Here is a 26,129-nt window from a genome sequence, read left to right as displayed (position 1 = left end):
CCTGTGAAACGCGCGATGTTGGTCCTGTGATGCTTCCTGTGATGTTGAACCACCAATGACACTCCTTGCCGACCTGCCCCCCGAGCTGGCCCACAGCGGCGTGCGCCCGGCCGATCGCCTGGGATTTACCCTGTTCCTGGCCGCCCTGCTGCATATCGCGCTGATCCTCGGCCTGGGGTTTTCCTTCGCCGAACCCAAGCAGATCAGCAAGACCCTGGAAATCACCCTGGCCACCTTCAAGAGCGAAACCAAGCCGAAGAAGGCCGATTTCCTCGCCCAGGAAAACCAGCAGGGCAGCGGCACCCTGGACAAGAAAGCGATTCCGAAGACCACCGAAGTCGCGCCGTTCCAGGAAAACAAGGTGAACAAGGTCACTCCGCCGCCTCCGGCCAAGACCGAAGTCAAGGAGGCCGCGCCCAAGGCCGCGGTCGCCACCACCGCGCCGAAGCCGAAAAAGACCGTCACCCAGCGCGAAGAGGTCAAGACCGAGGCCAAACCCAAGGTTCCCGTGCCGACGTTCGACAGCTCGCAGCTGTCCAGCGATATCGCCAGCCTGGAAGCCGAACTGGCCCAGGAACAGCAACTCTATGCCAAGCGCCCGCGCATCCACCGCCTGAGCGCGGCCTCGACCATGCGCGACAAGGGTGCCTGGTACAAGGACGAGTGGCGCAAGAAGGTCGAGCGCATCGGCAACCTCAACTACCCGGAGGAAGCCCGGCGCAAGCAGATCTACGGCAACCTGCGGCTGATGGTGTCGATCAACCGCGACGGTTCGTTGTACGAAGTGCTGGTGCTGGAGTCTTCCGGCCAGCCGCTGCTGGACCAGGCGGCGCAACGCATCGTGCGCCTGGCGGCGCCGTTCGCGCCCTTTACCGGCGACCTGTCGGACATCGACCGGCTGGAAATCATCCGCACCTGGAAATTCGCCCGCGGCGACAAGCTGTCCAGCAACTGACCCCCACACGGCAATCTGTCTGGCAATACATCCTGTAGCCGCTGTCGATCGCAGCCTGCGGCAGCGGCTACAGGGTTAGACGCAGGGACATTGCCGCACATCGCCAGCTTGTCAGCCGGCCCCTCCACCGCCACACTAGCGCTCATGAAAAACGTCAGCCCCAGCTACCTCAAGCATCAGTTCCTGATCGCCATGCCGCATATGGCCGACCCGAACTTTGCGCACACCTTGACCTACATCGTCGAGCACAACGCCAATGGCGCCATGGGGCTGGTGGTCAATCGCCCGCAAGACCTGAACCTCGCCGACATCCTCGAGCAACTGCGCCCCGACATCGAGCCGCCGGCGCTGTGCCAGCATGTGCCGATCTTCACCGGTGGCCCGGTGCAGCCCGATCGCGGTTTTGTCCTGCACCCCAGCGGCCCGACCTTCCAGGCCACGGTGGAGCTTGAAGGCCTGTCGCTGTCGACGTCCCAGGATGTGCTGTTCGCCATCGCCGACGGCGTCGGCCCGGCCAGAAGCCTGATCGCCCTGGGTTATGCCGGCTGGGAAGCCGGGCAACTGGAAGCCGAGCTGGCGGACAACGCCTGGCTGACCTGCCCGTTCGACGCCGACATCCTGTTCAACACCAGCAGCGAGCTGCGCCTGGAAGCGGCGGCCCGGCACCTGGGCGTCAACCTCGCCCTGCTGACCAGCCAGGCGGGCCACGCCTGATGGCCCTGCGACTGATCCTCGGTTTCGACTACGGCACCAAACAGATCGGCGTGGCGGTCGGCCAGGCGATTACCGGCCAGGCCCGCGAGCTGTGCACCCTGAAGGCGCAGAACGGGGTGCCCGACTGGAACCAGGTCGAAGCCCTGATCAAGGAATGGAAACCGGACGCCGTGGTCGTCGGCCTGCCGCTGAACATGGACGGCACCCCGAGCGAGATGTGCGTGCGCGCCGAGAAGTTCGCCCGACGTCTCAACGGCCGCTTCAACGTGCCCTTCTATACCCACGACGAACGCCTGACCACTTTCGAGGCCAAGGGCGAACGCCTAGCCCGCGGCGGCCAGAAAGGCAGTTACCGCGACAACCCGCTCGACGCCATCGCCGCCGCCCTGCTGCTGCAAGGCTGGCTCGACGAAAACGCAGCGCTGTTGAACACCTGAAACGCCGAATCCTGTAGAGGCGCGCTCACCCGCGCTTCCTGGCCCCAACACCAGCCGTAAGACCCTGCGCCTTGCTGGATGCAACGAGGCGCGGGCCCACGAAGGAGCAACCATGAGCCTGCCCAACCCCGCCGAACTGATCAGCCAGATGGCCGTGCGCCTCAAGGCCCACCTGGAACAACGCGCCATCAGCGAACCCCGCTTCATCGGTATTCGTACCGGCGGCGTCTGGGTCGCCCAAGCGCTGCTCGCCGAACTGGGCAGCGAGGCGCCGCTGGGCACCCTGGATGTGTCGTTCTACCGCGACGACTTCAGCCAGAACGGCCTGCACCCACAGGTGCGCCCTTCCGAACTGCCGTTCGAGATCGAGGGCCAGCACCTGATCCTGATCGACGACGTATTGATGAGCGGTCGGACCATCCGCGCCGCCCTCAACGAACTGTTCGACTACGGCCGCCCGGCCAGCGTGACCCTGGTCTGCCTGCTCGACCTGGACGCCGCCGAGCTGCCGATTCGCCCCAACGTGGTTGGCGCCACCCTGTCGCTGGCGGCCCACGAACGGGTAAAATTGTCCGGTCCTGCGCCGCTCCAACTCGAGCTTCAAGACCTCGCGCCTTAATTATTCGCCCTTTCAACAGAGTCCATTGCGATGACGCCTCTAGACGCCAAGCGCCCGCTGCAGCTCAACGATCAGGGCCAGCTGCGCCACTTCCTCTCGCTCGACGGCCTGCGTCGCGAGTTGCTGACGGAAATCCTCGACACCGCCGACTCCTTCCTCGAAGTCGGCGCCCGGGCGGTCAAGAAGGTCCCGTTGCTGCGCGGTAAAACCGTGTGCAACGTGTTCTTCGAGAACTCCACCCGTACCCGCACCACCTTCGAACTGGCGGCCCAGCGCCTGTCGGCGGACGTGATCACGCTCAACGTGTCCACCTCCTCGGCGAGCAAAGGCGAAACCCTGCTCGACACCCTGCGCAACCTCGAAGCCATGGCCGCCGACATGTTCGTGGTGCGCCACGGCGACTCCGGCGCCGCGCACTTCATCGCCGAACACGTATGCCCGCAGGTGGCGATCATCAACGGCGGCGACGGCCGGCACGCCCACCCGACCCAGGGCATGCTCGACATGCTCACCATCCGTCGGCACAAGGGCGGCTTCGAGAACCTCTCGGTGGCCATCGTCGGCGACATCCTGCACTCGCGGGTGGCGCGCTCGAACATGCTGGCCCTGAAAACCCTCGGTTGCTCGGATATCCGCGTGATCGCGCCCAAGACCCTGCTGCCGATCGGCATCGAGCAATACGGGGTGAAGGTCTACACCGACATGGCCGAAGGCCTGAAAGACGTCGACGTGGTGATCATGCTGCGCCTGCAACGCGAACGCATGCAGGGCGGCCTGCTGCCCAGCGAAGGCGAGTTCTACCGCCTGTTCGGCCTGACCACCGCGCGCCTGGCCGGCGCCAAGCCGGACGCCATCGTCATGCACCCGGGGCCGATCAACCGCGGCGTGGAGATCGAATCGGCAGTGGCCGACGGCCCGCATTCGGTGATCCTCAACCAGGTGACCTACGGCATCGCGGTACGCATGGCCGTACTGTCCATGGCCATGAGCGGGCAGACCGCCCAGCGACAATTCGAGCAGGAGAACGCCCAGTGAAGCTCAGCATTCTCGGCGCCCGTGTCATCGATCCAAGCAGCGGCCTGGATCACGTCAGCGATATCCACCTGGAAGCCGGCAAGATCGTCGCCATCGGCGCCGCCCCGGCCGGTTTCAGCGCGGTTGAAAGCATCGACGCCAAAGGCCTGGTGGCCGCCCCCGGACTGGTGGACCTGAACGTCTCCCTGCGCGAGCCGGGCTACAGCCGCAAAGGCACCATCGCCAGCGAAACCCGCGCGGCCGCGGCCGGCGGCGTCACCAGCCTGTGCTGCCCGCCCCGCACCAAGCCGGTGCTGGACACCTCGGCGGTGGCCGAGCTGATCCTCGACCGCGCCCGCGAAGCCGGCAACACCAAGGTGTTCCCGATCGGCGCCCTGAGCAAAGGCCTGGACGGCGAACAGCTGGCCGAGCTGATCGCCCTGCGCGACGCCGGTTGCGTGGCCTTCGGCAACGGCCTGGAAAGCTTCCGCAATACCCGCACCCTGTGCCGGGCGCTGGAATACGCGGCGACCTTCGACCTGACGGTGATTTTCCACTCCCAGGACCGCGACCTGGCCGAAGGCGGCCTGGCCCACGAAGGCGCCACCGCCAGTTTCCTCGGCCTGCCGGGCATTCCGGAAACCGCGGAAACCGTGGCCCTGGCCCGCGACCTGCTGCTGGTGGAACAAAGCGGCGTGCGCGCGCACTTCAGCCAGCTGACCAGCGCCCGGGGCGCGGCCCTGATCGCCCAGGCCCAGGCCCGTGGCCTGCCGGTGACCGCCGATGTCGCCTTGTACCAGCTGATCCTCACCGACGATGCGCTGATCGATTTCTCCAGCCTCTATCACGTCCAGCCGCCGCTGCGCTCGCGCGCCGACCGCGAGGGTCTGCGCGAGGCGGTGAAGTCCGGGGTGGTCCAGGCCATTTCCAGCCACCACCAGCCCCACGAGCGCGATGCCAAGCTGGCGCCGTTCGGGGCCACCGAGCCCGGTATCAGCAGCGTCGAGCTGTTGCTGCCGCTGGCCATGACCTTGGTGGAAGACGGCCTGCTCGACCTGCCAACCCTGCTCGCGCGCCTGAGCAGCGGCCCGGCCGACGCCCTGCGCCTGCCGGCCGGCAAGCTGGCGGTGGGCGCCGCGGCGGACCTGGTGCTGTTCGACCCGGCTACGTCTACCGTGGCCGGCGAACACTGGCTGTCCAAAGGCGAGAACTGCCCGTTCCTCGGCCATAGCCTGCCGGGCGCGGTGCGCTACACCCTGGTGGACGGACGGATCAGCCACAAGGGCTGATGACCTCGATCGCGAGCAAGCTCGCTCCTACAAAGGACCACGCAGGCCCTGTAGGAGCGAGCTTGCTCGCGATGACAATCTTAAAACTTAACGCCGCTGCGCGTTACGCAACGACACCTGGTCGTTCAGCGTCCAGAAGTCATACAAGACCCCCAGGAAGAACAGCCCGCCCGTTACCAGGTACAGCAGGCCGCTAAGCCATTTGCCTTGATACATGCGATGCACGCCCAGGACCCCGAGAAAGGTCAGCAGGATCCAGGCGACGCTGTACTCGATAGGCCCCGGGGTAAACCGCAGGTCGGCCTCGCGGTCCATGGCCGGGATCAGGAACAGGTCGATCAGCCAGCCAATCCCCAGCAGCCCGAAGGTGAAAAACCACAGGGTTCCGGTAATCGGCTTGCCGTAATAGAAGCGGTGAGCGCCAGTAAAACCGAAAATCCACAGCAGGTAACCGATCACCTTGCTGTGGGTGTCATGGGGCGATCCATCCGGGCGATAGGTGTTCATTGAGTACCTCGTTCCATGCAATAGATAAATTTTCTTTGATTCTTTGTGACTTTTTTACAGGCGCCCGACGTGTGGCAAATGTTAAGGTCGCTGCCGTGAAACCCTTGTACCGCCTGACTTCTGTCGGACAATTGCGCCAAATTGTCGCCTCTTCAGCGAATTTGACTCCCAGGTTGAATCGACCAACGGCCTGAGAAGTGACAAAAAAGCTGTTATAAAGTTGCGCGCTAACCCATATGAGCCTTGCCTAATGCGTCCATTTTTCAAGACATGGCTAACCATTTGCCTATTGATGCCACTGGCCGCCCACGCCACCAATCGTGAGCAACGTCTTCCCAACGTGAACGGCTTCACTCCAAAAGCCCACGTTACCCAAATCAGCAAGAACAGCAGCAAGAACAAACAGTCGGTCAAACGCCCGACTCACCTGAGCAGCGTCAGCAGCAAGCAAGTGCCGCAAATGGCGGCCAAGCAGAGCAGCACTGTGCTCAGCCGCGCCGTCAACGTCCTGGGCACTCCTTATCGTTGGGGCGGTAGCAGCCCAAGTAAAGGCTTCGACTGCAGCGGCCTGGTGAAATACGCCTTCAACGACGTCGCCGCCGTCGATCTGCCGCGGACCTCGAACGCCATGGCCAGCGGCCACGGGCAGAAAGTCGAGCGCAAGGACCTCAAGCCGGGCGACCTGCTGTTCTTCAACCTCAAGAGCCGCCGGGTCAACCACGTTGCCATCTACCTGGGCAACGACCGCTTCATCCATGCACCACGGCGCGGCAAGTCGGTGACCATCGACACCCTGAAGAAGCCGTACTGGGACAAGAACTACGTCGTGGCCAAGCGTGTCCTGCCGAAAGAGCAGAACACCCTGCGCATCGTTCAGCGCTGATCCTCAATCCCTATCGCGAGCAAGCTCGCTCCTACAGGTCTTGTATTGACCTTCTGTAGGAGCGAGCTTGCTCGCAATGGCGTCTGCCGCCCCATCCCCGAGCTCAAATACTCTCCGGCGTCCGCGCCTGCTCCCGCGCGTGCTCCCGGCTGACCAGCCCCGCCTCCACCAACGCCTTCAGGCTCATGTCCAGGGTCTGCATGCCCAGCGCCCCGCCGGTCTGGATCGCTGAGTACATCTGCGCCACCTTGTCCTCGCGGATCAGGTTACGGATCGCCGCGGTGCCCAGCATGATCTCGTGAGCCGCCACCCGGCCGCCGCCGACCCGCTTCACCAGCGCCTGGGAAATCACCGCCTGCAGGGATTCCGCGAGCATGGAGCGGACCATCGCCTTCTCCTCGCCCGGAAACACATCCACCACCCGGTCCACGGTCTTCGCCGCCGAGGTGGTGTGCAGCGTGCCGAGCACCAGGTGCCCGGTTTCCGCGGCAGTCAGCGCCAGGCGAATGGTCTCCAGGTCGCGCAGCTCGCCGACCAGGATCACATCCGGGTCTTCGCGCAGGGCCGAGCGCAACGCGCTGGAGAAGCTGCGGGTATCGCGATGTACCTCGCGCTGGTTGATCAGGCACTTCTTCGGCTCGTGGATGAACTCGATGGGGTCTTCGATGGTTAGGATGTGCTGATGCCGATGCCGGTTCAGGTGATCGACCATCGCCGCCAGGGTGGTCGACTTGCCCGAACCGGTGGGACCCGTCACCAGCACCAGCCCGCGCGGCACCTCGCTGATGCGCCGGAACACCTCGCCCATGCCCAGCTCGTCCAGGCTCGGCACCCGGTCCGCGATGTTGCGAAACACCGCGCCGCGGCCGCGCTGATGATTGAAGGCATTGACCCGAAAGCGCGCCACGCCCGGCACCGCGAAGGAAAAGTCGAGCTCCAGCGCGACCTTGAACTCGGCCCGCTGCGACTCGCTCATGCTGGCGAGGATCAGCTCATTCACCTGCTGCGCTTCCAGCACCGGCAGGTTGATCCGGCGAATATCGCCGTCGATGCGGATCATCGGCGGCAAACCGGCCGAGAGGTGCAGGTCCGAAGCGCCCTGTTTGACGCTGAAGGCCAGCAGCTCGGTGATATCCATAGCGCTCCCCAATTCCAGTAGAATGCCGCGAACCCAAGAGCCGCCGGCGTACATCGAATGTCCACGATAGCAGACAACATTTCCCTGGTTAGTGCTCGGATCCGCGCGGCGGCCCAGGCTTCGCAACGTGATGAAACAAGTATCCAGCTGCTGGCCGTGAGCAAGACCAAACCCGCCGCCGCGCTGCGTGAAGCCTACGCCGCGGGCCTGCGCGACTTCGGCGAGAACTACCTGCAAGAAGCCCTGGGCAAGCAGGAGGAACTCGCCGACCTGCCCTTGAGTTGGCACTTCATCGGCCCCATTCAGTCGAACAAGACCCGTTCCATTGCTGAACACTTCGACTGGGTACATTCCGTGGACCGCCTGAAAATCGCCCAACGCCTGTCCGAACAACGCCCGGCCGACCTGCCGCCGCTGAACATCTGCATCCAGGTCAATGTCAGCGGCGAAGCCAGCAAGTCCGGCTGCGCCCCGGCCGACCTGCCAGCCCTGGCCAGCGCCATCGGCGCCTTGCCGCGCCTGAAGCTGCGCGGGCTGATGGCGATTCCCGAACCGACCGACGATCGCGTCGCCCAGGACGTCGCCTTCGCGGCCGTGCGCAGCCTGAACGACACCCTGCGCGACCAGCTGAACCTGGCAACCGACACACTTTCCATGGGCATGAGCCACGACCTTGAAGCGGCCATCGCCCAGGGCGCCACCTGGGTACGTATCGGTACCGCGCTGTTTGGCGCACGCGATTATGGCCAGACGGCCAGCCATGACCGTGGCTGACTCACCTCTCTATAAGGACCTGTCATGAGCAAGACTCGTATCGCCTTTATCGGCGCCGGCAACATGGCTGCCAGCTTGATCGGCGGCCTGCGCGCCAAGGGCCTGGAGGCCAGCCGGATCCGCGCCAGCGATCCGGGCGCCGAAACCCGGGCCAAGGTCCGGGCCGAGCACGGCATTGAACTGTTCGCCGACAACGCCGAGGCCATCGACGGCGCCGACGTGGTGGTGCTGGCGGTCAAGCCACAGGCCATGAAGGCCGTGTGCGAAGCCCTGCGCCCCAGCCTGAAACCGCACCAGTTGGTGGTGTCCATCGCCGCCGGCATCACCTGCGCCAGCATGAACAAGTGGCTCGGCGAGCAGCCGATCGTGCGTTGCATGCCCAACACCCCGGCCCTGCTGCGCCAGGGTGCCAGCGGCCTGTACGCCACTGCCGCGGTGAACGCGGAGCAACGCCAGCAGGCCGAAGAACTGCTGTCGGCCGTGGGCATCGTCCTGTGGCTGGAACAGGAGCAGCAGCTGGATGCGGTGACCGCCGTCTCCGGCAGCGGCCCGGCGTACTTCTTCCTGCTGATCGAAGCCATGACCGCCGCCGGCGAGAAGCTCGGCTTGCCGCGGGAAACCGCCGCGCAACTGACCCTGCAGACCGCGCTGGGCGCCGCGCAGATGGCGGTGGCCAGCGATGTCGACGCCGCCGAACTGCGCCGCCGTGTGACTTCGCCGGCCGGCACCACGGAAGCGGCGATCAAATCGTTCCAGGCCAGCGGCTTTGAAGCCCTGGTGGAAAAAGCATTGGGTGCCGCAGCGCACCGCTCGGCCGAAATGGCCGAACAACTGGGCCAATAAGGAGCCAATGATGATTGGATTGAACACTGCGGCGGTGTACGTGCTGCAAACCCTGGGCAGCCTCTACCTGCTGATCGTGCTGCTGCGCTTCGTGCTGCAACTGGTGCGCGCCGACTTCTACAACCCGCTGTGCCAGTTCGCCGTGCGCGCCACCCAGCCGCTGCTCAAGCCGATGCGCCGAATCATCCCGAGCGTGTTCGGCCTGGACATGTCGTCGCTGGTCCTGGCGATCGTCGTGCAACTGCTGCTGATGGCCCTGACCCTGCTGCTGACCTACGGCACCACTGGCAACCCGGTGCAACTGCTGATCTGGTCGATCATCGGCGTAACCGCGCTGTTCCTGAAGATTTTCTTCTTCGCCCTGATCATCAGCGTGATCCTCTCCTGGGTCGCCCCGGGCAGCCATAACCCGGGCGCCGAGCTGGTCAACCAGATCTGCGAACCGGCCCTGGCGCCGTTCCGCCGCATCCTGCCGAGCATGGGCGGCCTGGATATCTCGCCGATCCTCGCGTTCATGGTGCTCAAGCTGATCGACATGCTGGTGATCAATAACCTGGCGGCAATGACCATGATGCCGGACATCCTGCGCCTGCTGATCTGACCCGTCATGAGCTACTTTCGCTGGGACGGCGACGACCTGGTCCTGGAGTGCCACCTGCAACCCGCGGCCCGTAGCGATGACTTCGCCGGGCTGCATGGCGAGCGCCTGAAGATCCGCCTCACCGCACCGCCGGTCGAAGGCAAGGCCAACGCCTACCTGATGGCGTTCCTGGCCAAGGCTTTTGGCGTATCCAAGAGCCAGGTGAGCCTGATCAGCGGCGAGCTGAACCGGCAGAAACGGGTGCGGATCGGCGCGCCGAAGAAGCTCCCGGATCTGCCCGGCTTGGTGCGTCCGACCTGATGCGCCGCCGCTCTTTGTAGCCGCTGCCGAAGGCTGCGCCAAGGCCCGCAGGGCCTTCCGGGGCCCTCAAAAGCAGCGCCCGCTTCGCGGTCGATCGCAGCCTTCGGCAGCGGCTACAACGATTGAGGCAACCCACGCTGGCCTTTGCTTGCCGCTGGGGGCAGCGGTCTTTAGACTTACGCCTCATTTAAACGAGAGCAGGGTCGATGCCAACTGCCTTTCCCGCCGATTCCGTTGGTCTGGTGACGCCGCAAGTGGCGCATTTCAGCGAGCCCCTGGCCCTGGCCTGCGGCCGCTCCCTGCCAGCCTACGATCTGATCTACGAAACCTATGGCCAGTTGAACGCCACGGCGAGCAACGCCGTGCTGATCTGCCACGCCCTGTCCGGCCACCACCACGCCGCCGGCTACCACAGCGCCGACGACCGCAAGCCAGGTTGGTGGGACAGCTGCATCGGCCCGGGCAAACCGATCGACACCAGCAAGTTCTTCGTCGTCAGCCTGAACAACCTCGGCGGCTGCAACGGCTCCACCGGCCCGAGCAGCATCAACCCGGACACCGGCAAACCGTTCGGCGCCGATTTCCCGGTGCTGACCGTGGAAGACTGGGTGCACAGCCAGGCCCGCCTGGCCGAGCGCCTCGGCATCCACCAGTGGGCCGCGGTAATCGGCGGCAGCCTGGGCGGCATGCAGGCCCTGCAATGGACTATCACCTACCCCGACCGGGTACGTCATTGCCTGGCCATCGCCTCGGCGCCCAAACTGTCGGCGCAGAACATCGCCTTCAACGAAGTGGCGCGCCAGGCCATCCTCACCGACCCCGAATTCCACGGCGGTTCGTTCCAGGAACAGGGCGTGATCCCCAAGCGCGGGCTGATGCTGGCGCGGATGGTCGGGCACATCACCTACCTGTCCGACGACTCCATGGGCGAGAAATTCGGCCGCGGCCTGAAGAGCGAGAAGCTCAACTACGACTTCCACAGCGTCGAGTTCCAGGTCGAAAGCTACCTGCGTTACCAGGGCGAGGAGTTCTCCGGGCGTTTCGACGCCAACACCTACCTGCTGATGACCAAGGCGCTGGACTACTTCGATCCGGCGGCGAACTTCGACAATAACCTGGCGAAAACCTTCGAAGGGGCCACGGCCAAGTTCTGCGTGATGTCCTTCACCACCGACTGGCGTTTCTCCCCGGCCCGTTCGCGGGAGCTGGTGGACGCCCTGATGGCCGCGCGCAAGGACGTCAGCTACCTGGAAATCGACGCCCCCCAGGGCCACGACGCCTTCCTGATTCCGATCCCGCGTTACTTGCAGGCGTTCGGCAACTACATGAACCGAATTTCGCTGTGAGGACCCCGTCATGAGAGCCGATCTGGAAATCATCCAGGAGTGGATCCCCGCCGGCAGCCGCGTGCTCGACCTCGGCTGCGGCGACGGCGAACTGCTGACCTGGCTGCGCGACCACAAGCAAGTCACCGGCTACGGCCTGGAAAACGACGCGGACAACATCGCCGAGTGCGTGGCCAAGGGCATCAACGTCATCGAACAGGACCTGGACAAGGGCCTGGGCAACTTCGCCAGCAACAGCTTCGACATCGTGGTCATGACCCAGGCCCTGCAAGCCGTGCACTACCCGGACCGGATCCTCGACGAAATGCTCCGGGTCGGTCGCCAGTGCATCATCACGTTCCCCAACTTCGGCCACTGGCGCTGCCGCTGGTACCTGGCCAGCAAGGGCCGCATGCCGGTCTCCGAATTCCTGCCGTACACCTGGTACAACACACCGAACATCCACTTCTGCACCTTCGAGGACTTTGAAGAGCTTTGCCGCGAACGTGAAGCCAAGGTCATCGATCGCCTTGCAGTGGATCAACAGCACCGCCACGGGTGGGCCAGCAAGCTATGGCCTAATCTGTTAGGTGAGATCGGCATCTACCGCGTCAGCAGCCCCGGCCTGCAAGACCACCAGATCGCGGTATAAACCAGGTTTACAGCAAGGAGAACGATCATGGGTCGCTTGGTTACTTTTCTATTGGCAGCGTGCCTCGGCGCATCGGCGATGGCCGCCGACGCCATCAAGGGCGAGCGCCAGGAAGTGTTCGGTGACGTGACCGTGCACTACAACACCTTCAACTCCACCTTCCTGCAACCGGATATCGCCAAGGCCGCGGAGCTGGTGCGCAGCAAGAACCAGGGCGTGATCAACGTGTCCGTGCTCAAGGCCGGCAAGCCGCTGGTCGCCCAGGTCACCGGCACCGTCAAGGACCTGACCAGCAATTCCGTGCCGCTGAAATTCAAGCAGATCACCGAACAGGGCGCGGTCTACTACATCGCCCAATACCCGGTGGAACAGCAGGAAACCCGCACCTTCGAGATCAAGGTGCAGACCGGCGACGCGATCAACACCATCAATTTCAACCAAGAGCTTTTCCCCGGCGAATGATGACTTTTACCCAACTCGTACTGGCCAGCCATAACGCCGGCAAACTCAAAGAGCTCCAGGCCATGCTCGGCGGCTCGGTGCAACTGCGCTCGATCGGCGAGTTCAGCAGCGTCGAACCGGAAGAAACCGGCCTGTCGTTCGTCGAGAACGCCATCCTCAAGGCGCGTAACGCGGCGCGCATTTCCGGCCTGCCGGCCCTGGCCGACGACTCGGGCCTGGCGGTGGACTTCCTCGGCGGCGCGCCGGGCATTTACTCGGCGCGTTATGCCGACGGCCAGGGCGACGCGGCGAACAACGCCAAGCTGCTGGAGGCCCTGAAGGACGTGCCTGAAGCCGAGCGCGGCGCGCAGTTCGTCTGCGTGCTGGCCCTGGTGCGGCATGCCGACGACCCGCTGCCGATCCTCTGCGAAGGCCTGTGGCACGGGCGCATTCTCACGGCGGCCAGCGGCGAGCACGGTTTCGGCTACGACCCGCTGTTCTGGGTGCCGGAGCGCGAGTGCTCCAGCGCCGAGCTGGACCCGGCGCAAAAGAACCAACTCAGCCATCGCGCCCGCGCCATGGCCATCTTGCGACAACGCCTGGGCCTGCAATGACCATCGATTCGTCCGCGTCGCCGCTGATTCTCGGCGGCGCGCAAACGCCCCGGGCGGCCCTGCCCCAGTTGCCGCCCCTGGCGTTGTACATCCACATCCCGTGGTGTGTGCGCAAATGCCCTTACTGCGACTTCAACTCCCACGCCGCCAGCCCGACGCTGCCGGAAGAGGAGTACGTCGACGCCCTGCTGGCCGACCTCGACCAGGACCTGCCCGCCGTCTACGGCCGCGAGCTGAGCTCGATCTTCTTCGGCGGCGGCACCCCGAGCCTGTTCAGCGCCCTGGCCCTGGGCCGGCTGCTCGCGGGCGTGGAGCAACGCATCCCGTTCGCCGCCGACATCGAGATCACCCTGGAAGCCAACCCCGGGACCTTCGAGCAGGAAAAATTCACGGCCTATCGCGCCCTGGGCATCAATCGCTTGTCGATCGGCATCCAGAGCTTCCAGGAAGACAAACTCAAGGCCCTGGGCCGCATCCACAACGGCGACGAAGCCGTGCGCGCCGCCGGCATGGCGCGCCAGGCCGGGTTCGACAACTTCAACCTGGACCTGATGCACGGCCTGCCGGATCAGTCCCTGGACGATGCCCTGGGCGACCTGCGCCAGGCCATCGCAATGAAGCCGACTCACCTGTCCTGGTACCAGCTGACCCTGGAACCCAATACGGTGTTCTGGAACCAGCCGCCGACGCTGCCGGAAGACGACACCCTGTGGGACATCCAGGAAGCCGGCCAGGCCCTGCTGGCCGAACACGGTTACGCCCAGTACGAAGTCTCGGCCTACGCCCAGCCCGGCCGCGCGGCGCGGCATAACCTCAACTACTGGAGTTTCGGCGACTTCATCGGTATCGGCGCCGGCGCCCACGGCAAGCTCAGCCATCCGGACGGGCGCATCCTGCGCACCTGGAAGACCCGCCTGCCCAAGGACTACCTCAACCCGGCGAAAAGCTTCAAGGCCGGCGAAAAGGCCCTGACTAACGATGAGCTGCCGTTCGAGTTCCTGATGAACGCCCTGCGCCTGACCGAAGGCGTCGAGGCGCGACTGTATCCGCAGCGCACCGGGCTGCCCCTGGACAGCCTCGCCGAAGGTCGCCGCGAGGCCGAACAAAGCGGCCTGTTGCAGGTCGAACCGTCACGCCTGGCCGCCACCGCGCGCGGACAGCTCTTCCTCAACGACTTGCTGCAGAAATTTCTGAGCTGATTTCAGCCCTAAGGGAAAACGCATGGATTTGATACTCGACCTGCTCGCCACCGTGTCCCGCTGGAGCCGCAGCAACCTTTCGGAAATCTCCCTGGCCCTGGTGGGCTGCCTGCTGGTGCTGTTCGGCGCAGATATCAAAGGCTGGGTCGAAGCACGCCTGGGCAACCTCGCCGGCGCCTTGCGCGTACCGATGATGGCGTTGCTGTGCATGATCGGCAGCGGCGCTGCGCTGATCTATGCCACGCCGTGGATCGTCCGCGGGCTGAGCCAGTTCAACAACTACAGCCTGGCGCCCGTGCTGCTGGTGGTGCTGGTGCTGATCGGCGTGGTCGCCGACCGCCGCTGATCCCGGCCTTAATGGCCAATCGCGAGCAAGCTCGCTCCTACAGACCTGCGAATTCCCTGTAGGAGCGAAGCTTGCTCGCGATAGCGGTTTAACGACTACCGCTATCTTTCAGCCTGACGGTTGATCGTAAACAAGCTCGCTACAGCTCAAGCCTGCTTTTCGAACTTCAGGTCCCACACGCCATGGCCGAGACGCTCGCCGCGGCGCTCGAACTTGGTGATCGGCCGTTCGGCTGGGCGCGGCACGCATTGGCCGTCTTCGGCCAGGTTGCGGTAACCCGGTGCGACATTCATCACTTCCAGCATGTACTCGGCGTACGGCTCCCAGTCGGTGGCCATGTGCAGAATGCCGCCGACCTTCAGCTTGCTGCGCACCAGCTCGGCGAAGGACGCCTGGACGATACGCCGCTTGTGGTGCCGGCTCTTGTGCCACGGATCGGGGAAAAACAGCATCAGGCGGTCCAGGCTGTTATCGGCGATGCAGCGGTTGAGCACTTCGATCGCGTCGCAATCGTAGACCCGCAGGTTGGTCAGGCCCTGGGTCAGCACGCCGTTGAGCAGCGCGCCGACACCCGGACGGTGCACTTCCACACCGATGAAATCCTGCTCCGGCGCGGCCGCGGCCATTTCCAGCAGCGAATGCCCCATGCCGAAGCCGATTTCCAGGGAGCGCGGCGCCGAGCGGCCGAACACCTGGTCGTAATCCACCGGTGCGTCGGCCAGGGGCAGCACGTACAGCGGCGTGCCCTGGTCCAGGCCGCGCTGCTGGCCTTCGGTCATGCGCCCGGCGCGCATCACGAAACTCTTGATACGGCGGTGTTGGCGCTCGTCGCCCGCTTCCGGCTGGAGCGGCGTGTCGTTCGATTCAGTCATCAATGGCTCTTACTTGATCAGACCATCCAGCGGCGAGGAGGCGCTGGCATAGAGTTTCTTCGGCATGCGGCCGGCGAGGTACGCCAGGCGGCCTGCGACAATGGCGTGCTTCATGGCTTCGGCCATCAGCACCGGTTGTTGCGCGTGAGCGATGGCCGAGTTCATCAGCACCGCCTCGCAGCCCAGTTCCATGGCGATGGTGGCGTCGGAGGCGGTGCCGACACCGGCATCCACCAACACCGGGACCTTGGCTTCTTCAAGGATGATCTGCAGGTTGTACGGGTTGCAGATCCCAAGGCCAGTACCGATCAGGCCGGCCAGCGGCATGACCGCGATGCAGCCCATTTCCGCCAGTTGGCGAGCAATGATCGGGTCGTCGCTGGTGTACACCATCACGTCGAAACCTTCCTTGACCAGCACTTCGGCGGCCTTGAGAGTTTCCAGCACGTTGGGGAACAGGGTTTTCTGGTCGGCCAGCACTTCCAGTTTCACCAGGTTGTGGCCGTCGAGCAGCTCGCGGGCCAGGCGGCAGGTGCGCACGGCCTCGACCGCGTCGTAGCAACCGGCGGTGTTCGGCAGGATGGTGTAGCGATCCGGCGGCAGGATATCCAGCAGGTTCGGTTCGCCCGGGTTCTGGCCGATATTGGTCCGGCGCACGGCGACGGTGACGATCTCGGCGCCCGAGGCCTCGATGGCCAGGCGGGTTTCTTCCATATCACGGTACTTGCCGGTACCTACCAGCAAACGCGATTGGTACGTCCGACCGGCCAGGACGAAAGGCTTGTCACTACGAACGTTGCTCATCGGAAATCCTCTGTTGGGGTGAGGTTCTTGCAGAATTCTTTATCGGGCCCGAGGTACTGGCGGGCCTTGGTCCGGGGCCGGACCTGGGCGCTGCGGCGATGATCGGCAGCGCGCTTGAGGCCAGTGCCTAGCCGCCGCCGATGGCGTGGACAACTTCGACCTGATCGCCTTCGCTGAGGGCGGTCTCGGCATGTTGGCTGCGTGGAACGATATCCAGGTTGAGCTCGACCGCGATCCGGCGTCCGGTCAGGTCCAGACGGGTCAGCAGGGCCGCGACGGTCTCGCCGTCGGGCAGTTCAAAGGATTCGCCGTTCAACTGAATGCGCATGCCGGATGCCGCCATCATTTTTAGGGGCCAGCATTCTAGCCCGATCATGACCTAAAGGTCAGCTACAAGCGTCAAGCGGTCAGCTCAACCGCCAGGCGGCGAGCCCCAGGCACAACCAACCGACGAGAAAGGCCAGGCCGCCGATGGGCGTGATGATGCCCAGCTTGCCGATACCGCTCAGGGTCAGCACATAGAGGCTGCCGGAAAACAGCAGGATACCGAGGGCAAACGAAGCGCCGGCCCAGGTCACCAGGCGGCCGGGAATTTGCGTGGCCAGCAACGCCACGCCCAGCAGCGCCAGGGTGTGCACCAACTGGTAGGTGACGCCGGTATGGAAAATTGCCAGGTATTCGGCGCTCAGGCGATTTTTCAGGCCGTGGGCGGCGAATGCCCCCAGGGCAACGCCGGTAAAACCGAAAAAGGCGGCCAGCATCAGGAAGCCACGCAGCATGAGGAACTCCAGTCAGAATCGTCGGGCGGGTCTGTATAATGGCCCGCTCAACGGGTTCGGCCAAGCCATCTCTATGCTGCGTTTACTTTTCCGTCGTTTCTCTAAAGCCCTGCTCTGGTTCGTGGTCGGCAGCGTCTTGCTGGTGCTGCTGTTTCGCATCGTGCCGCCTCCGGGCACGGCCCTGATGGTCGAACGCAAGGTCGAATCCTGGATAGACGGCGAGCCCATCGACCTGCAGCGCAGCTGGAAACCCTGGGACGAAATCTCCGACGACCTGAAGGTGGCGGTCATCGCCGGCGAAGACCAGAAGTTCCCCGAGCATTGGGGCTTCGACATCGGCGCGATCCAGGCCGCCTTCGCCCATAACGAGCGCGGCGGCTCGATTCGCGGCGCCAGCACCTTGAGCCAGCAGGTGGCGAAAAACCTGTTCCTGTGGTCCGGACGCAGTTGGCTGCGCAAAGGGCTGGAGGCCTGGTTCACCGGCCTGATCGAGATCTTCTGGCCCAAGCAGCGAATTCTCGAGGTCTATCTCAACAGCGTCGAGTGGGACGAAGGCGTATTCGGCGCCGAGGCCGCGGCGCGGCATCACTTCGGCGTCAGCGCCGGCGCGCTGTCGCGGCAACAGGCCAGCCTGCTGGCCGCGGTCCTGCCCAACCCGCGGGTCTGGAGCGCCAGCCACCCCAGCGTTTACGTCGCGCAGCGGGCCGGCTGGATCCGTCGGCAGATGAGCCAGTTGGGCGGGGACAGTTACCTGATCGGCCTGAACGATTCGCGCAAGGCGCTGTGGGCGCAGTGATCCGCACTCTTTTCGCGAGCAAGCTCGCTCCTACAGGTATTGCACACTCTTTGTAGGAGCGAGCTTGCTCGCGATGGAGCTCCCAAACAAAAACGCCCCGATCAAGAGATCGGGGCGTTTTTTATTGCGCGGTGTATCAGGCCGCAATCGACAGCTTGAGCTTGTTCATCGCGCTCTTCTCGAGCTGACGGATACGCTCGGCCGAGACGTTGTACTTCTGCGCCAGGTCGTGCAGCGTGGCTTTCTCTTCCGCCAGCCAGCGCTGATAGAGGATGTCGCGGCTGCGGTCGTCCAACACTTCCAGGGCCTCGTGCAGGCTGCTGGTGGAGTTGTCGGTCCAGTCGGCGTCTTCCAGTTGACGCGCCGGATCGTACCGGTGGTCTTCCAGGTAGTTGGCCGGCGATTGGAACGCGCTGTCGTCATCCGCTTCGGCGGCTGGGTCGAAGGCCATGTCATGGCCGGTCAGGCGGCTTTCCATCTCGCGCACTTCGCGTGGCTCCACGCCGAGGCTTTCGGCCACGCGGTGGACTTCCTCGTTGTTCAACCAGGCCAGGCGTTTTTTCTGGCTGCGCAGGTTGAAGAACAGCTTGCGCTGGGCCTTGGTGGTCGCGACTTTCACAATGCGCCAGTTGCGCAGGATGAACTCGTGGATTTCCGCCTTGATCCAGTGCACGGCGAACGAAACCAGACGCACGCCCATTTCCGGGTTGAAACGTTTTACAGCCTTCATCAACCCGACATTGCCTTCCTGGATCAGGTCGGCCTGGGCCAGACCGTAGCCGGAATAGCTACGGGCGATATGTACGACAAAACGCAGGTGGGCGAGCACCATCTGCCGAGCCGCCTCAAGATCCTGCTCATAGTAGAGACTCTCGGCCAGTTCACGCTCCTGCTCGGGCGTCAGCAATGGAATGCTGTTCACCGTGTGCACATAGGCCTCCAGGTTCGCACCCGGGACCAAGGCATATGCAGGTTGCAAAGAAGTGGTCATACGAAAAAACCTCCGACTCACATAACTCGTGCTTATTCAGCACTGCTGAAAATTGACCGGGAACCGCAAAACAAGTTCCCAAAAATAACGAAAGGTCAATACAAGCAAAAAGACACTATTTCGGCGCCAGCTCCCGCAAGTGGCGGGCGACCGCAATCCACGCACCGATATACCCCAACAACACCGCGCCAAGCAAGAGCGACAGACCATCGGCAACCGGCACCCCGGCCAGGGCGAAATCGCTGCCGTACAAGCCGGCCAGCCCCACTACCGCATCGTTCAGCCAGTTGAGGCCGAACGCCAGGACGCCCCAGGACAGAATCCCCGCACCGAAGCCATACAAGGCGCCCATATAAAGGAAGGGACGCCGTACATAACTGTCCGTGCCGCCGACGAGTTTAATCACTTCTATCTCTGTGCGGCGGTTTTCAATATGAAGACGAATGGTATTGCCTATCACCAAAAGTAATGCAGAAACCAGCAGCACCGTCAGGCCGAAGACAAACCGGTCGCCCAGCTTGAGGATCGCCGCCAGACGCTCAACCCACACTAGGTCCAGTTGCGCTTGCTGCACCTTGGGCATTTCTGCCAGGCGCTGGCGCAAGGCTTCCAGGGTAGCCTTGTCCACTTCGTTCGGCGTGACCAGGACCACGCCCGGCAGCGGATTCTGCGGCAACTCCTTGAGTGCCTCGCCCAGCCCGGACTGCTGCTGGAACTCGTCCAGGGCCTTGTCCTTGCTGATGAACTCGGCGTCCGCCACACCCGGCATGGCCTTGATCTGCTCGCTCAGGCTCTCGCCCTCGGTAGCGCTGGCGTTGAGTTCCAGATAGAGGGAGATCTGCGCCGCCCGCTGCCAGGAGCCGCCCAGGCGTTCGACATTACTGAGCAGCAGCGACAAACCCATCGGCAAACTCAGGGCCACGGCCATCACCAGGCAAGTGAAGAAGCTGCCGATCGGCTGCTTGCCCAGGCGGCGCAGGCTGTCCAGCAGGCTGGCACGGTGGTTTTCGATCCAGGCGTGCAACAGGGTGCCGAAATCCGGGCCGTCGTCTTCGTCGCGTTTTTTCTTCGGCGGCGGCTGCTCGGAAGCCTTCGGAGCCACGCGTTCGGCCACTTTAGGGCTGCGGGTCGCACTCATACGCCAGCCTCCCCGTCGCCGATCAATCGGCCGCGCTGCAGGGTCAGCATGCGGTGGCGCATGCGCGCAATCAGCGCCAGGTCGTGGCTGGCGATCAGCACGCTGGTGCCCAAACGGTTGATGTCTTCGAATACGCCCATGATTTCCGCCGCCAGACGCGGGTCGAGGTTACCGGTGGGTTCGTCCGCCAGCAGCAAGGCCGGACGGTGCACGATGGCGCGAGCAATGCCGACACGCTGTTGCTGGCCGGTGGACAGGTCGCCCGGGTAGAGGTCGGTCTTGTCCGAGAGCGCCACGCGCTCCAGGGCCGAGTCCACGCGCTTGGCGATTTCAGCCTTGGACAGGCCGAGAATCTGTAGCGGCAAGGCAACATTGTTGAACACGGTGCGATCGAACAGCAGTTGGTGGTTCTGGAACACCACGCCGATCTGCCGCCGCAGAAACGGGATCTGCGCGTTGCTGATGGTGCTCAGGTCCTGGCCGGCCAACAGCAGCTTGCCGCTGGTCGGGCGCTCCATGGCCAGCAGCAACCGCAGCAGCGTGGACTTGCCGGCGCCGGAATGCCCGGTGACGAACAGGAACTCGCCGCGACGCACGCGAAAGCTCAGCTCGTGCAGGCCGACATGGCCGTTCGGGTAACGCTTACCGACCTGTTCGAAACGAATCATGAACGCTCCCGCTCGGCAAACAGTGCCTGGACAAAGGGTTCGGCCTCAAAGGTACGCAGGTCGTCGATGCCTTCGCCGACGCCGATGTAGCGGATCGGCAGGCCGAACTGCTTGGCCAGGGCGAAGATCACCCCGCCCTTGGCGGTGCCGTCGAGCTTGGTCAGGGCCAGGCCGGTCAACTCGACCGTCTGGTTGAACTGCTTGGCCTGGTTGATGGCGTTCTGGCCAGTGCCGGCATCGAGCACCAGCAGCACTTCGTGCGGCGCGTCGGCGTCGAGCTTGCCGATCACCCGGCGAACCTTCTTCAGCTCTTCCATCAGGTTGTCTTTGGTGTGCAGGCGACCGGCGGTGTCAGCGATCAGCACGTCGATGCCACGGGCCTTGGCGGCCTGCACGGCATCGAAGATCACCGAGGCCGAATCGGCGCCAGTGTGCTGGGCGATCACCGGGATCTTGTTGCGCTCGCCCCAGACCTGCAACTGCTCCACGGCGGCGGCGCGGAAGGTGTCGCCCGCGGCCAGCATGACTTTCTTGCCTTCGAGCTGCAGCTTCTTGGCCAGCTTGCCGATGGTGGTGGTCTTGCCGGCGCCGTTGACGCCGACCACCAGAATCACGAACGGCTTGGTCTGCGAAGCGATCTGCAGCGGCTGCTCCACGGGCTTGAGCATGCTCGCCAGCTCGGCCTGCAGCGACTTGTACAGCGCGTCGACGTCGGTCAGCTGCTTGCGCGCAACCTTCTGGGTCAGGTTCTGAATAATCACCGCGGTGGCTTCCACGCCCACGTCGGCGGTCAACAGGCGGGTTTCGATGTCTTCCAGCAACTCGTCGTCGATGGTCTTCTTGCCCAGGAACAGACTGGCCATGCCTTCGCCGATGCTGGCGCTGGTCTTGGACAGGCCCTGCTTGAGGCGGGCGAAGAAACCGACTTTGTTGTCTTCGGCGCGGGGCGCTTCGACGACGGCAGGCGCCTCGACCGCCTCGACCACCTCGACTGGAGCAACTGGAGCAACTGGAGCAACTGGAGCAACTGGAGCTGCGACAACAGGCGCGGGTTCAGGTGCCCGGACCGGCTCAGGTTCCACGAAGGCCGCAATCACCGGTTGCGGCACGTCATCTTCTTCGGGCAGCGCCTGGGCCTCGGGGGCTTCGCTGTGGCGTACCGGCTCGGCGGTCAAAAGCTTGGCGGCTTGCTGCACATCGGTCGCAGCCGGAATCGGCGGGGTGACGTGCGGGGCTTGTTCGTCTTCGACCAGGGCCACTGGCTCTTCCGCCACCGGCAGGGTCAACCAGGGCTTGTGTTCGGCCTGCGCAGCCGCCACGGCAACGGGGGTCGGCTCGGGCGCCGGTTCGACCAGGGGTTGCAGGACCGGCTCGGCGATCGGCAATACCACGGGAGCCGCGACTTCAGCGGTCGGCGCCGCTTCCACGAGAGGAGCCGGGGCAGGCTCAACCGGTACTGACGGCTGCTCGACAACGGTTTCCTGCGGCTTTTTGCGCAGCCATCCGAACAGGCCTTTCTTCTCGCCAGCCGCAGCTGGGGTCTTCTTGTCGTCGTTGGAACCAAACATGGAGGACGGCTATCTCAAGGTAGCGATGCGCCATTGAGGCGCCTCGGCAAATAAATATTCGATGCAGAACAGACTGCGTTTCCGCTGGCTTGTTCACGCGCAACATTTTGTCGAAGTGCCCAACGGCACCTCTAAAGATCGATTTTACTAAAGGACTGAAACGGCAAAATCGGCGAAAAGTCGAAGTTTAGCTGGTAAATCCAGACTTCTTGCCGGAAACCCATACAACCTGCTCAAGCACACTCTGATCTGCGAAGGCCTGATAGGCGTGGCCGCCAGTAAAACGGATCAGTATCCTAGCATCTCCTCGCCCGCGCAGGCTAAGACCAGCGGGCAGCCCAACAGGTTTAAAAAACGAATGAATGCTCTAGCCCGCCATGCCGCAGGCCTGCTGCTCAGTACGGTTTGTCTGCCCCTTTCAGCCCTGGCTGCCGATCCACAACCCACCCACGAATTCACCCTCGACAACGGCCTCAAGGTCGTGGTCCGGGAAGACCATCGGGCCCCGGTCGTGGTCTCCCAGATCTGGTACAAAGTCGGCTCCAGCTATGAAACCCCGGGCCAGACCGGCTTGTCCCACGCCCTGGAACACATGATGTTCAAGGGCAGCGAAAAGGTCGGCCCCGGCGAAGCCTCGCTGATCCTGCGCGACCTGGGCGCCGAAGAAAACGCCTTCACCAGCGACGACTACACCGCCTATTACCAGGTGCTGGCTCGCGACCGCCTGGGCGTGGCCTTCGAGCTGGAAGCCGACCGCATGGCCAGCCTGCGCCTGCCGCCGGACGAGTTCAGCCGCGAAATCGAAGTGATCAAGGAGGAGCGCCGCCTGCGCACCGACGACAAGCCGATGTCCAAGGCTTTCGAGCGCTTCAAGGCGATGGCCTACCCGGCCAGTGGCTACCACACGCCGACCATCGGCTGGATGGCCGACCTCAATCGGATGAAGGTCGAGGAACTGCGCCACTGGTACGAATCCTGGTACGTGCCGAACAACGCCACCCTGGTGGTGGTCGGCGACGTCACCCCGGACGAAGTGAAAACCCTGGCCCAGCGTTATTTCGGCGCCATTCCCCAGCGCGCCGTGCCGGCGGCGAAGATCCCCCTGGAACTGGCCGAACCTGGCGAGCGACAGCTCACCCTGCGAGTGAAGACCCAGCTGCCGAGCGTGATGCTGGCCTTCAACGTGCCGAGCATCGCCACGGCCGAAGACAAGCATTCGGTGCACGCCCTGCGCCTGATCGCCGCGCTGCTCGACGGCGGCTACAGCGCCCGCATCCCGACGCGCCTGGAACGCGGCGAAGAACTGGTTTCCGGCGGCGCGTCGAGTTTCGACGCCTACACCCGGGGTGACAGCCTGTTCCTGCTTTCGGCAATCCCCAACAGCCAGAAGAAAAAAACCGTCGCCCAGGCCGAAGCCGGCCTGTGGCGCCTGCTCGAGGAGCTGAAAGCCGCTCCGCCGACCGCCGAGGAACTGGAACGCGTGCGCGCCCAGGTGATCGCCGGCCTGGTCTACGAGCGCGACTCCATCACCAGCCAGGCCACCGCCATCGGCCAACTGGAGACCGTCGGTCTGTCCTGGAAACTCATGGACACCGAGCTTGCCGAATTGCAAAGCGTGACCCCTGAAGACATCCAGAAGGCCGCCCGTACTTATTTCACTCGCGAACGCCTGAGCGTTGCCCATGTATTGCCTGAGGAGTCCGCTCATGAGTAAGCGCAAAGGCGCCAGCCCGGTCCTGCTTGGCCTGGCACTCGTGGCCCTGATCGTCGCGGCCGGCCTTTATCTGCTGCGCGCGGGCGACTCCGACGCCAGCCAGGCCCTGGAGAACGCCAAGAGCAGCCAGAAACTGCAGTCCCTGGCCGAACTCGACGGCAAGGCCCCGGGCCACCGCAGCCTCGATATCAAGACCTGGAACACCGCCGAAGGCGCCAAGGTGCTGTTCGTCGAGGCCCATGAGTTGCCGATGTTCGACATGCGCCTGACATTCGCCGCCGGCAGCAGCCAGGACGGCGACGCGCCGGGCCTGGCGCAGTTGACCAACGCCATGCTCAACGAAGGCGTGGCCGGCAAGGATGTCGGGGCGATCGCCGAAGGTTTCGAGGGCCTGGGCGCCGACTTCGGCAACGGTGCCTACAAGGACATGGCCATCGTCTCGCTGCGCAGCCTGAGCGCCGCGGATAAACGCGAGCCGGCCCTGCGACTGTTCACCGAAGTCATCGGCCAGCCGACGTTCCCCGCCGACTCCCTGAAGCGCATCAAGAACCAGATGCTCGCCGGTTTCGAATACGAGAAACAGAGCCCCGGCAAGCTGGCGAGCCTGGAGCTGATGAAGCGCCTGTACGGCAACCACCCTTATGCCCACTCCGCCGACGGCAACGCGCAGAGCGTACCGCCGATCAGCCTGGCCCAACTGCGGGCGTTCCACGCCAAGGCCTATGCCGCCGGCAACGTGGTGATCGCGCTGGTGGGCGACCTCTCGCGCAGCGAAGCCGAGGCGATTGCCGCCCAGGTCTCCGCCGCCCTGCCAAAAGGCCCGGCGCTGGCGAAAATCCCCCAGCCAAGCGAGCCCCAGGCCAGCATCGGCCATATCGAGTACCCGTCCAGCCAGACCACCCTGCTGCTGGCGCAACTGGGCATCGACCGCGACGACCCGGATTACGCCGCGCTGTCCCTGGGCAACCAGATCCTCGGCGGCGGCGGTTTCGGCACCCGGCTGATGAGCGAAGTGCGCGAGAAGCGCGGCCTGACCTACGGCGTTTCCTCCGGCTTCAGCCCGATGCAGGTCCGCGGTCCGTTCATGATCAGCCTGCAAACCCGCGCCGAAATGAGCCAGGGCACGCTCAAGCTGGTGCAGGACGTGCTGGCCGACTACCTCAAGACCGGGCCGACCCAGAAAGAACTCGACGACGCCAAGCGCGAGCTGGCTGGCAGCTTCCCGCTGGCCACCGCCAGCAACGCGGATATCGTCGGCCAGTTGGGCGCCATCGGCTTCTACGACCTGCCGCTGAGCTATCTTGAAGACTTCATGCAGCAGTCCCAGAACCTGACCGTGGAACAGGTCCGCGACGTGCTGAACAAACACCTGAGCACGGACAAGATGGTGATCGTCACCGCCGGTCCGACCGTGCCGCAAAAGCCGTTGCCGGCCCCTACTGACAAACCCGCCGAGCAGCCGCTCGGGGTTCCGGAGCACTAATGGCCAGCCCATCGCGCCACAGCAAGAAACCCGCCCACAATACGCACAACGGCGTGGGTCAGTTGCGCATCATCGGCGGCGAATGGCGCAGCCGCCGCCTGAGCTTCCCCGATGTGCCGGGCCTGCGCCCGACGCCGGACCGGGTGCGCGAAACCCTGTTCAACTGGCTGGCGCCCTACGTTCCAGGAGCCAAGGTGCTGGACCTGTTCGCCGGCAGCGGCGCGCTGTTTCTCGAAGCCCTGTCCCGCGGCGCCGCCATGGGCCAGGCGCTGGATGCCAGCAACCTGGCCGTGTCGCGCCTGCGCGAACACCTGGGCACCCTGCGCTGCACCGTCGGCCAGGTGCAGACCGCCGACGCCCTGCGTTACCTGGAAACCCAGCCGGCCAACCGCTTCGACCTGGTCTTCCTCGACCCGCCGTTCCATCAGAACCTGCTGCCCAGCGCCTGCGCCCTGCTGGAAGAGCGCGGCTGGCTGGCCGACGACGCCTGGGTCTACACCGAAAGCGAGACCGCGCCTTCGACTCTGGGCCTGCCGGCCAACTGGCGCCTGCACCGGGAGCAGAAATCCGGGCAGGTGTACTACTCGTTGTGGCAACGTATGGCAGAGATCGCCGGCTAAGCGAGCGGCCTGAACAAAGTGCGTAGCCCACCGGGGATACGCACC

The 26,129-nt window shown here is 64.3% G+C and carries 31 protein-coding genes; 21 read left to right on the top strand and 10 right to left on the bottom strand.

Annotated elements, in window-relative coordinates; genetic code table 11:
* Positions 1-55 precede the first annotated feature (55 nt).
* The 6 genes from BTN82_RS30025 (at position 56) to BTN82_RS30000 (ending at position 5,028) form a co-directional block, all read left to right on the top strand.
* Entirely contained in the window at positions 56-955 is a 900-nt protein-coding gene (locus BTN82_RS30025) for an energy transducer TonB (protein WP_075122619.1), read from the top strand.
* A 144-nt stretch (positions 956-1,099) separates the two neighbouring features.
* Positions 1,100-1,669 carry a YqgE/AlgH family protein gene (locus tag BTN82_RS30020; protein WP_075122618.1) on the top strand — a complete coding sequence of 190 codons (570 nt, stop codon included), beginning with the start codon at positions 1,100-1,102 and terminating at the stop codon, positions 1,667-1,669.
* The gene (ruvX, locus tag BTN82_RS30015; protein WP_075122617.1) at positions 1,669-2,106 is read left to right on the top strand and encodes a Holliday junction resolvase RuvX; all 438 of its coding nucleotides are present in this window, start codon (positions 1,669-1,671) and stop codon (positions 2,104-2,106) included. Before BTN82_RS30020 ends, ruvX begins: the two co-directional genes overlap by 1 nt.
* A 112-nt stretch (positions 2,107-2,218) precedes the next feature.
* On the top strand, positions 2,219-2,725 hold the full coding sequence (pyrR, locus tag BTN82_RS30010; RefSeq protein WP_075122616.1) for a bifunctional pyr operon transcriptional regulator/uracil phosphoribosyltransferase PyrR: 507 nt from the start codon (positions 2,219-2,221) through the stop codon (positions 2,723-2,725).
* A 30-nt stretch (positions 2,726-2,755) separates the two neighbouring features.
* Positions 2,756-3,760 (top strand): aspartate carbamoyltransferase catalytic subunit, encoded by a 1,005-nt coding sequence (locus BTN82_RS30005; RefSeq protein ID WP_075122615.1) that lies wholly within the window; start codon positions 2,756-2,758, stop codon positions 3,758-3,760.
* A complete protein-coding gene (locus BTN82_RS30000) occupies positions 3,757-5,028 on the top strand; it encodes a dihydroorotase (RefSeq protein ID WP_075122614.1) in 1,272 nt (423 codons plus the stop codon). The genes BTN82_RS30005 and BTN82_RS30000 overlap by 4 nt, the downstream gene beginning before the upstream one ends.
* Before the next feature lie 87 nt (positions 5,029-5,115).
* Here the strand turns inward: BTN82_RS30000 and BTN82_RS29995 are convergent, their stop codons facing one another.
* On the bottom strand, positions 5,116-5,535 hold the full coding sequence (locus BTN82_RS29995; protein WP_075122613.1) for an NINE protein: 420 nt from the start codon (positions 5,533-5,535) through the stop codon (positions 5,116-5,118).
* A gap of 250 nt (positions 5,536-5,785) precedes the next feature.
* Between BTN82_RS29995 and BTN82_RS29990 the strand changes: the two genes are divergently transcribed.
* Positions 5,786-6,418, top strand: coding sequence for a C40 family peptidase (locus BTN82_RS29990; RefSeq protein WP_075122612.1), 633 nt, complete (start codon positions 5,786-5,788; stop codon positions 6,416-6,418).
* Positions 6,419-6,521: 103 nt separating this feature from the next.
* On the opposite strand, the gene BTN82_RS29985 is transcribed toward BTN82_RS29990, so the two are convergent.
* Positions 6,522-7,556 carry a type IV pilus twitching motility protein PilT gene (locus tag BTN82_RS29985; protein ID WP_075122611.1) on the bottom strand — a complete coding sequence of 345 codons (1,035 nt, stop codon included), beginning with the start codon at positions 7,554-7,556 and terminating at the stop codon, positions 6,522-6,524.
* Positions 7,557-7,613: 57 nt separating this feature from the next.
* On the opposite strand from BTN82_RS29985, the gene BTN82_RS29980 reads away from it, so the two are divergent.
* The 10 genes from BTN82_RS29980 (at position 7,614) to BTN82_RS29930 (ending at position 14,651) form a co-directional block, all read left to right on the top strand.
* Positions 7,614-8,330, top strand: a complete 717-nt coding sequence (locus tag BTN82_RS29980; protein ID WP_075122610.1) for a YggS family pyridoxal phosphate-dependent enzyme — start codon at positions 7,614-7,616, stop codon at positions 8,328-8,330.
* Between the two features lie 24 nt (positions 8,331-8,354).
* Positions 8,355-9,173 (top strand): pyrroline-5-carboxylate reductase, encoded by an 819-nt coding sequence (gene proC, locus BTN82_RS29975; protein WP_075122609.1) that lies wholly within the window; start codon positions 8,355-8,357, stop codon positions 9,171-9,173.
* Between the two features lie 10 nt (positions 9,174-9,183).
* A complete protein-coding gene (locus BTN82_RS29970; RefSeq protein ID WP_075122608.1) occupies positions 9,184-9,774 on the top strand; it encodes a YggT family protein in 591 nt (196 codons plus the stop codon).
* 6 nt (positions 9,775-9,780) lie between these two features.
* On the top strand, positions 9,781-10,074 hold the full coding sequence (locus tag BTN82_RS29965; RefSeq protein ID WP_075122607.1) for a DUF167 domain-containing protein: 294 nt from the start codon (positions 9,781-9,783) through the stop codon (positions 10,072-10,074).
* A gap of 206 nt (positions 10,075-10,280) precedes the next feature.
* Entirely contained in the window at positions 10,281-11,420 is a 1,140-nt protein-coding gene (locus BTN82_RS29955) for a homoserine O-acetyltransferase (RefSeq protein WP_075122605.1), read from the top strand.
* Between the two features lie 10 nt (positions 11,421-11,430).
* Positions 11,431-12,051, top strand: coding sequence for a methionine biosynthesis protein MetW (gene metW / locus BTN82_RS29950; RefSeq protein WP_075122604.1), 621 nt, complete (start codon positions 11,431-11,433; stop codon positions 12,049-12,051).
* A gap of 27 nt (positions 12,052-12,078) precedes the next feature.
* On the top strand, positions 12,079-12,513 hold the full coding sequence (locus tag BTN82_RS29945) for a DUF4426 domain-containing protein (protein WP_075122603.1): 435 nt from the start codon (positions 12,079-12,081) through the stop codon (positions 12,511-12,513).
* Complete coding sequence (rdgB, locus tag BTN82_RS29940) at positions 12,510-13,106, top strand: RdgB/HAM1 family non-canonical purine NTP pyrophosphatase (RefSeq protein WP_075122602.1); 597 nt, start codon at positions 12,510-12,512, stop codon at positions 13,104-13,106. The genes BTN82_RS29945 and rdgB overlap by 4 nt, the downstream gene beginning before the upstream one ends.
* Complete coding sequence (gene hemW, locus BTN82_RS29935) at positions 13,103-14,305, top strand: radical SAM family heme chaperone HemW (RefSeq protein WP_075122601.1); 1,203 nt, start codon at positions 13,103-13,105, stop codon at positions 14,303-14,305. The genes rdgB and hemW overlap by 4 nt, the downstream gene beginning before the upstream one ends.
* A 22-nt stretch (positions 14,306-14,327) precedes the next feature.
* The gene (locus tag BTN82_RS29930) at positions 14,328-14,651 is read left to right on the top strand and encodes a DUF3392 domain-containing protein (protein WP_075122600.1); all 324 of its coding nucleotides are present in this window, start codon (positions 14,328-14,330) and stop codon (positions 14,649-14,651) included.
* Between the two features lie 146 nt (positions 14,652-14,797).
* On the opposite strand, the gene trmB is transcribed toward BTN82_RS29930, so the two are convergent.
* From trmB to BTN82_RS29910, 4 genes are all read right to left on the bottom strand, one after another.
* Complete coding sequence (trmB, locus tag BTN82_RS29925; protein ID WP_075122599.1) at positions 14,798-15,523, bottom strand: tRNA (guanosine(46)-N7)-methyltransferase TrmB; 726 nt, start codon at positions 15,521-15,523, stop codon at positions 14,798-14,800.
* Positions 15,524-15,532: 9 nt separating this feature from the next.
* Positions 15,533-16,327, bottom strand: coding sequence for a thiazole synthase (locus BTN82_RS29920; protein ID WP_007921204.1), 795 nt, complete (start codon positions 16,325-16,327; stop codon positions 15,533-15,535).
* 127 nt (positions 16,328-16,454) lie between these two features.
* Entirely contained in the window at positions 16,455-16,655 is a 201-nt protein-coding gene (thiS, locus tag BTN82_RS29915; protein ID WP_186828475.1) for a sulfur carrier protein ThiS, read from the bottom strand.
* A 79-nt stretch (positions 16,656-16,734) separates the two neighbouring features.
* Positions 16,735-17,106, bottom strand: coding sequence for a DUF423 domain-containing protein (locus BTN82_RS29910; RefSeq protein WP_075122598.1), 372 nt, complete (start codon positions 17,104-17,106; stop codon positions 16,735-16,737).
* 73 nt (positions 17,107-17,179) lie between these two features.
* Here BTN82_RS29910 and mtgA point away from each other — a divergent pair, with 73 nt between their 5' ends.
* On the top strand, positions 17,180-17,902 hold the full coding sequence (gene mtgA / locus BTN82_RS29905) for a monofunctional biosynthetic peptidoglycan transglycosylase (RefSeq protein WP_075122718.1): 723 nt from the start codon (positions 17,180-17,182) through the stop codon (positions 17,900-17,902).
* Between the two features lie 136 nt (positions 17,903-18,038).
* Here the strand turns inward: mtgA and rpoH are convergent, their stop codons facing one another.
* The 4 genes from rpoH to ftsY form a co-directional block, all read right to left on the bottom strand.
* On the bottom strand, positions 18,039-18,893 hold the full coding sequence (gene rpoH, locus BTN82_RS29900) for an RNA polymerase sigma factor RpoH (RefSeq protein ID WP_075122597.1): 855 nt from the start codon (positions 18,891-18,893) through the stop codon (positions 18,039-18,041).
* Positions 18,894-19,008: 115 nt separating this feature from the next.
* Positions 19,009-20,031, bottom strand: a complete 1,023-nt coding sequence (gene ftsX / locus BTN82_RS29895; RefSeq protein ID WP_075122596.1) for a permease-like cell division protein FtsX — start codon at positions 20,029-20,031, stop codon at positions 19,009-19,011.
* A complete protein-coding gene (gene ftsE / locus BTN82_RS29890; protein ID WP_003229148.1) occupies positions 20,028-20,699 on the bottom strand; it encodes a cell division ATP-binding protein FtsE in 672 nt (223 codons plus the stop codon). The genes ftsX and ftsE overlap by 4 nt, the downstream gene beginning before the upstream one ends.
* The gene (gene ftsY / locus BTN82_RS29885; protein WP_075122595.1) at positions 20,696-22,267 is read right to left on the bottom strand and encodes a signal recognition particle-docking protein FtsY; all 1,572 of its coding nucleotides are present in this window, start codon (positions 22,265-22,267) and stop codon (positions 20,696-20,698) included. Before ftsY ends, ftsE begins: the two co-directional genes overlap by 4 nt.
* 358 nt (positions 22,268-22,625) lie before the next feature.
* Between ftsY and BTN82_RS29880 the strand changes: the two genes are divergently transcribed.
* Genes BTN82_RS29880 through rsmD form a run of 3 tightly spaced genes read left to right on the top strand, consistent with a single transcriptional unit; the run spans position 22,626 to position 26,084 of the window.
* Complete coding sequence (locus BTN82_RS29880) at positions 22,626-23,981, top strand: M16 family metallopeptidase (RefSeq protein ID WP_075122594.1); 1,356 nt, start codon at positions 22,626-22,628, stop codon at positions 23,979-23,981.
* Positions 23,974-25,464 carry a M16 family metallopeptidase gene (locus BTN82_RS29875; protein ID WP_075122593.1) on the top strand — a complete coding sequence of 497 codons (1,491 nt, stop codon included), beginning with the start codon at positions 23,974-23,976 and terminating at the stop codon, positions 25,462-25,464. The genes BTN82_RS29880 and BTN82_RS29875 overlap by 8 nt, the downstream gene beginning before the upstream one ends.
* Entirely contained in the window at positions 25,464-26,084 is a 621-nt protein-coding gene (gene rsmD / locus BTN82_RS29870; protein WP_075122592.1) for a 16S rRNA (guanine(966)-N(2))-methyltransferase RsmD, read from the top strand. Before BTN82_RS29875 ends, rsmD begins: the two co-directional genes overlap by 1 nt.
* Positions 26,085-26,129: the final 45 nt, after the last annotated feature.

The sequence above is a fragment of the Pseudomonas chlororaphis genome, from assembly GCF_001921865.1.
In the GTDB taxonomy this organism is placed as follows: Bacteria; Pseudomonadota; Gammaproteobacteria; order Pseudomonadales; family Pseudomonadaceae; genus Aquipseudomonas; species Aquipseudomonas chlororaphis_D.
Note: the sequence above shows the minus strand (reverse complement) of the source record. Positions and strands in the feature narration are given on the sequence as shown.

What these genes read in the sequence shown, in the direction of transcription:
- BTN82_RS30025 (WP_075122619.1), top strand. Translation starts at nt 56, where the DNA reads ATGACACTCCTTGCCGACCTGCCCCCCGAGCTGGCCCACAGCGGCGTG.
- BTN82_RS30020 (WP_075122618.1), top strand. Translation starts at nt 1,100, where the DNA reads ATGAAAAACGTCAGCCCCAGCTACCTCAAGCATCAGTTCCTGATCGCC.
- ruvX (WP_075122617.1), top strand. Translation starts at nt 1,669, where the DNA reads ATGGCCCTGCGACTGATCCTCGGTTTCGACTACGGCACCAAACAGATC.
- pyrR (WP_075122616.1), top strand. Translation starts at nt 2,219, where the DNA reads ATGAGCCTGCCCAACCCCGCCGAACTGATCAGCCAGATGGCCGTGCGC.
- BTN82_RS30005 (WP_075122615.1), top strand. Translation starts at nt 2,756, where the DNA reads ATGACGCCTCTAGACGCCAAGCGCCCGCTGCAGCTCAACGATCAGGGC.
- BTN82_RS29995 (WP_075122613.1), bottom strand. Translation starts at nt 5,535, where the DNA reads ATGAACACCTATCGCCCGGATGGATCGCCCCATGACACCCACAGCAAG.
- BTN82_RS29990 (WP_075122612.1), top strand. Translation starts at nt 5,786, where the DNA reads ATGCGTCCATTTTTCAAGACATGGCTAACCATTTGCCTATTGATGCCA.
- BTN82_RS29985 (WP_075122611.1), bottom strand. Translation starts at nt 7,556, where the DNA reads ATGGATATCACCGAGCTGCTGGCCTTCAGCGTCAAACAGGGCGCTTCG.
- BTN82_RS29980 (WP_075122610.1), top strand. Translation starts at nt 7,614, where the DNA reads ATGTCCACGATAGCAGACAACATTTCCCTGGTTAGTGCTCGGATCCGC.
- proC (WP_075122609.1), top strand. Translation starts at nt 8,355, where the DNA reads ATGAGCAAGACTCGTATCGCCTTTATCGGCGCCGGCAACATGGCTGCC.
- BTN82_RS29970 (WP_075122608.1), top strand. Translation starts at nt 9,184, where the DNA reads ATGATTGGATTGAACACTGCGGCGGTGTACGTGCTGCAAACCCTGGGC.
- BTN82_RS29965 (WP_075122607.1), top strand. Translation starts at nt 9,781, where the DNA reads ATGAGCTACTTTCGCTGGGACGGCGACGACCTGGTCCTGGAGTGCCAC.
- BTN82_RS29955 (WP_075122605.1), top strand. Translation starts at nt 10,281, where the DNA reads ATGCCAACTGCCTTTCCCGCCGATTCCGTTGGTCTGGTGACGCCGCAA.
- metW (WP_075122604.1), top strand. Translation starts at nt 11,431, where the DNA reads ATGAGAGCCGATCTGGAAATCATCCAGGAGTGGATCCCCGCCGGCAGC.
- BTN82_RS29945 (WP_075122603.1), top strand. Translation starts at nt 12,079, where the DNA reads ATGGGTCGCTTGGTTACTTTTCTATTGGCAGCGTGCCTCGGCGCATCG.
- rdgB (WP_075122602.1), top strand. Translation starts at nt 12,510, where the DNA reads ATGATGACTTTTACCCAACTCGTACTGGCCAGCCATAACGCCGGCAAA.
- hemW (WP_075122601.1), top strand. Translation starts at nt 13,103, where the DNA reads ATGACCATCGATTCGTCCGCGTCGCCGCTGATTCTCGGCGGCGCGCAA.
- BTN82_RS29930 (WP_075122600.1), top strand. Translation starts at nt 14,328, where the DNA reads ATGGATTTGATACTCGACCTGCTCGCCACCGTGTCCCGCTGGAGCCGC.
- trmB (WP_075122599.1), bottom strand. Translation starts at nt 15,523, where the DNA reads ATGACTGAATCGAACGACACGCCGCTCCAGCCGGAAGCGGGCGACGAG.
- BTN82_RS29920 (WP_007921204.1), bottom strand. Translation starts at nt 16,327, where the DNA reads ATGAGCAACGTTCGTAGTGACAAGCCTTTCGTCCTGGCCGGTCGGACG.
- thiS (WP_186828475.1), bottom strand. Translation starts at nt 16,655, where the DNA reads ATGCGCATTCAGTTGAACGGCGAATCCTTTGAACTGCCCGACGGCGAG.
- BTN82_RS29910 (WP_075122598.1), bottom strand. Translation starts at nt 17,106, where the DNA reads ATGCTGCGTGGCTTCCTGATGCTGGCCGCCTTTTTCGGTTTTACCGGC.
- mtgA (WP_075122718.1), top strand. Translation starts at nt 17,180, where the DNA reads ATGCTGCGTTTACTTTTCCGTCGTTTCTCTAAAGCCCTGCTCTGGTTC.
- rpoH (WP_075122597.1), bottom strand. Translation starts at nt 18,893, where the DNA reads ATGACCACTTCTTTGCAACCTGCATATGCCTTGGTCCCGGGTGCGAAC.
- ftsX (WP_075122596.1), bottom strand. Translation starts at nt 20,031, where the DNA reads ATGAGTGCGACCCGCAGCCCTAAAGTGGCCGAACGCGTGGCTCCGAAG.
- ftsE (WP_003229148.1), bottom strand. Translation starts at nt 20,699, where the DNA reads ATGATTCGTTTCGAACAGGTCGGTAAGCGTTACCCGAACGGCCATGTC.
- ftsY (WP_075122595.1), bottom strand. Translation starts at nt 22,267, where the DNA reads ATGTTTGGTTCCAACGACGACAAGAAGACCCCAGCTGCGGCTGGCGAG.
- BTN82_RS29880 (WP_075122594.1), top strand. Translation starts at nt 22,626, where the DNA reads ATGAATGCTCTAGCCCGCCATGCCGCAGGCCTGCTGCTCAGTACGGTT.
- BTN82_RS29875 (WP_075122593.1), top strand. Translation starts at nt 23,974, where the DNA reads ATGAGTAAGCGCAAAGGCGCCAGCCCGGTCCTGCTTGGCCTGGCACTC.
- rsmD (WP_075122592.1), top strand. Translation starts at nt 25,464, where the DNA reads ATGGCCAGCCCATCGCGCCACAGCAAGAAACCCGCCCACAATACGCAC.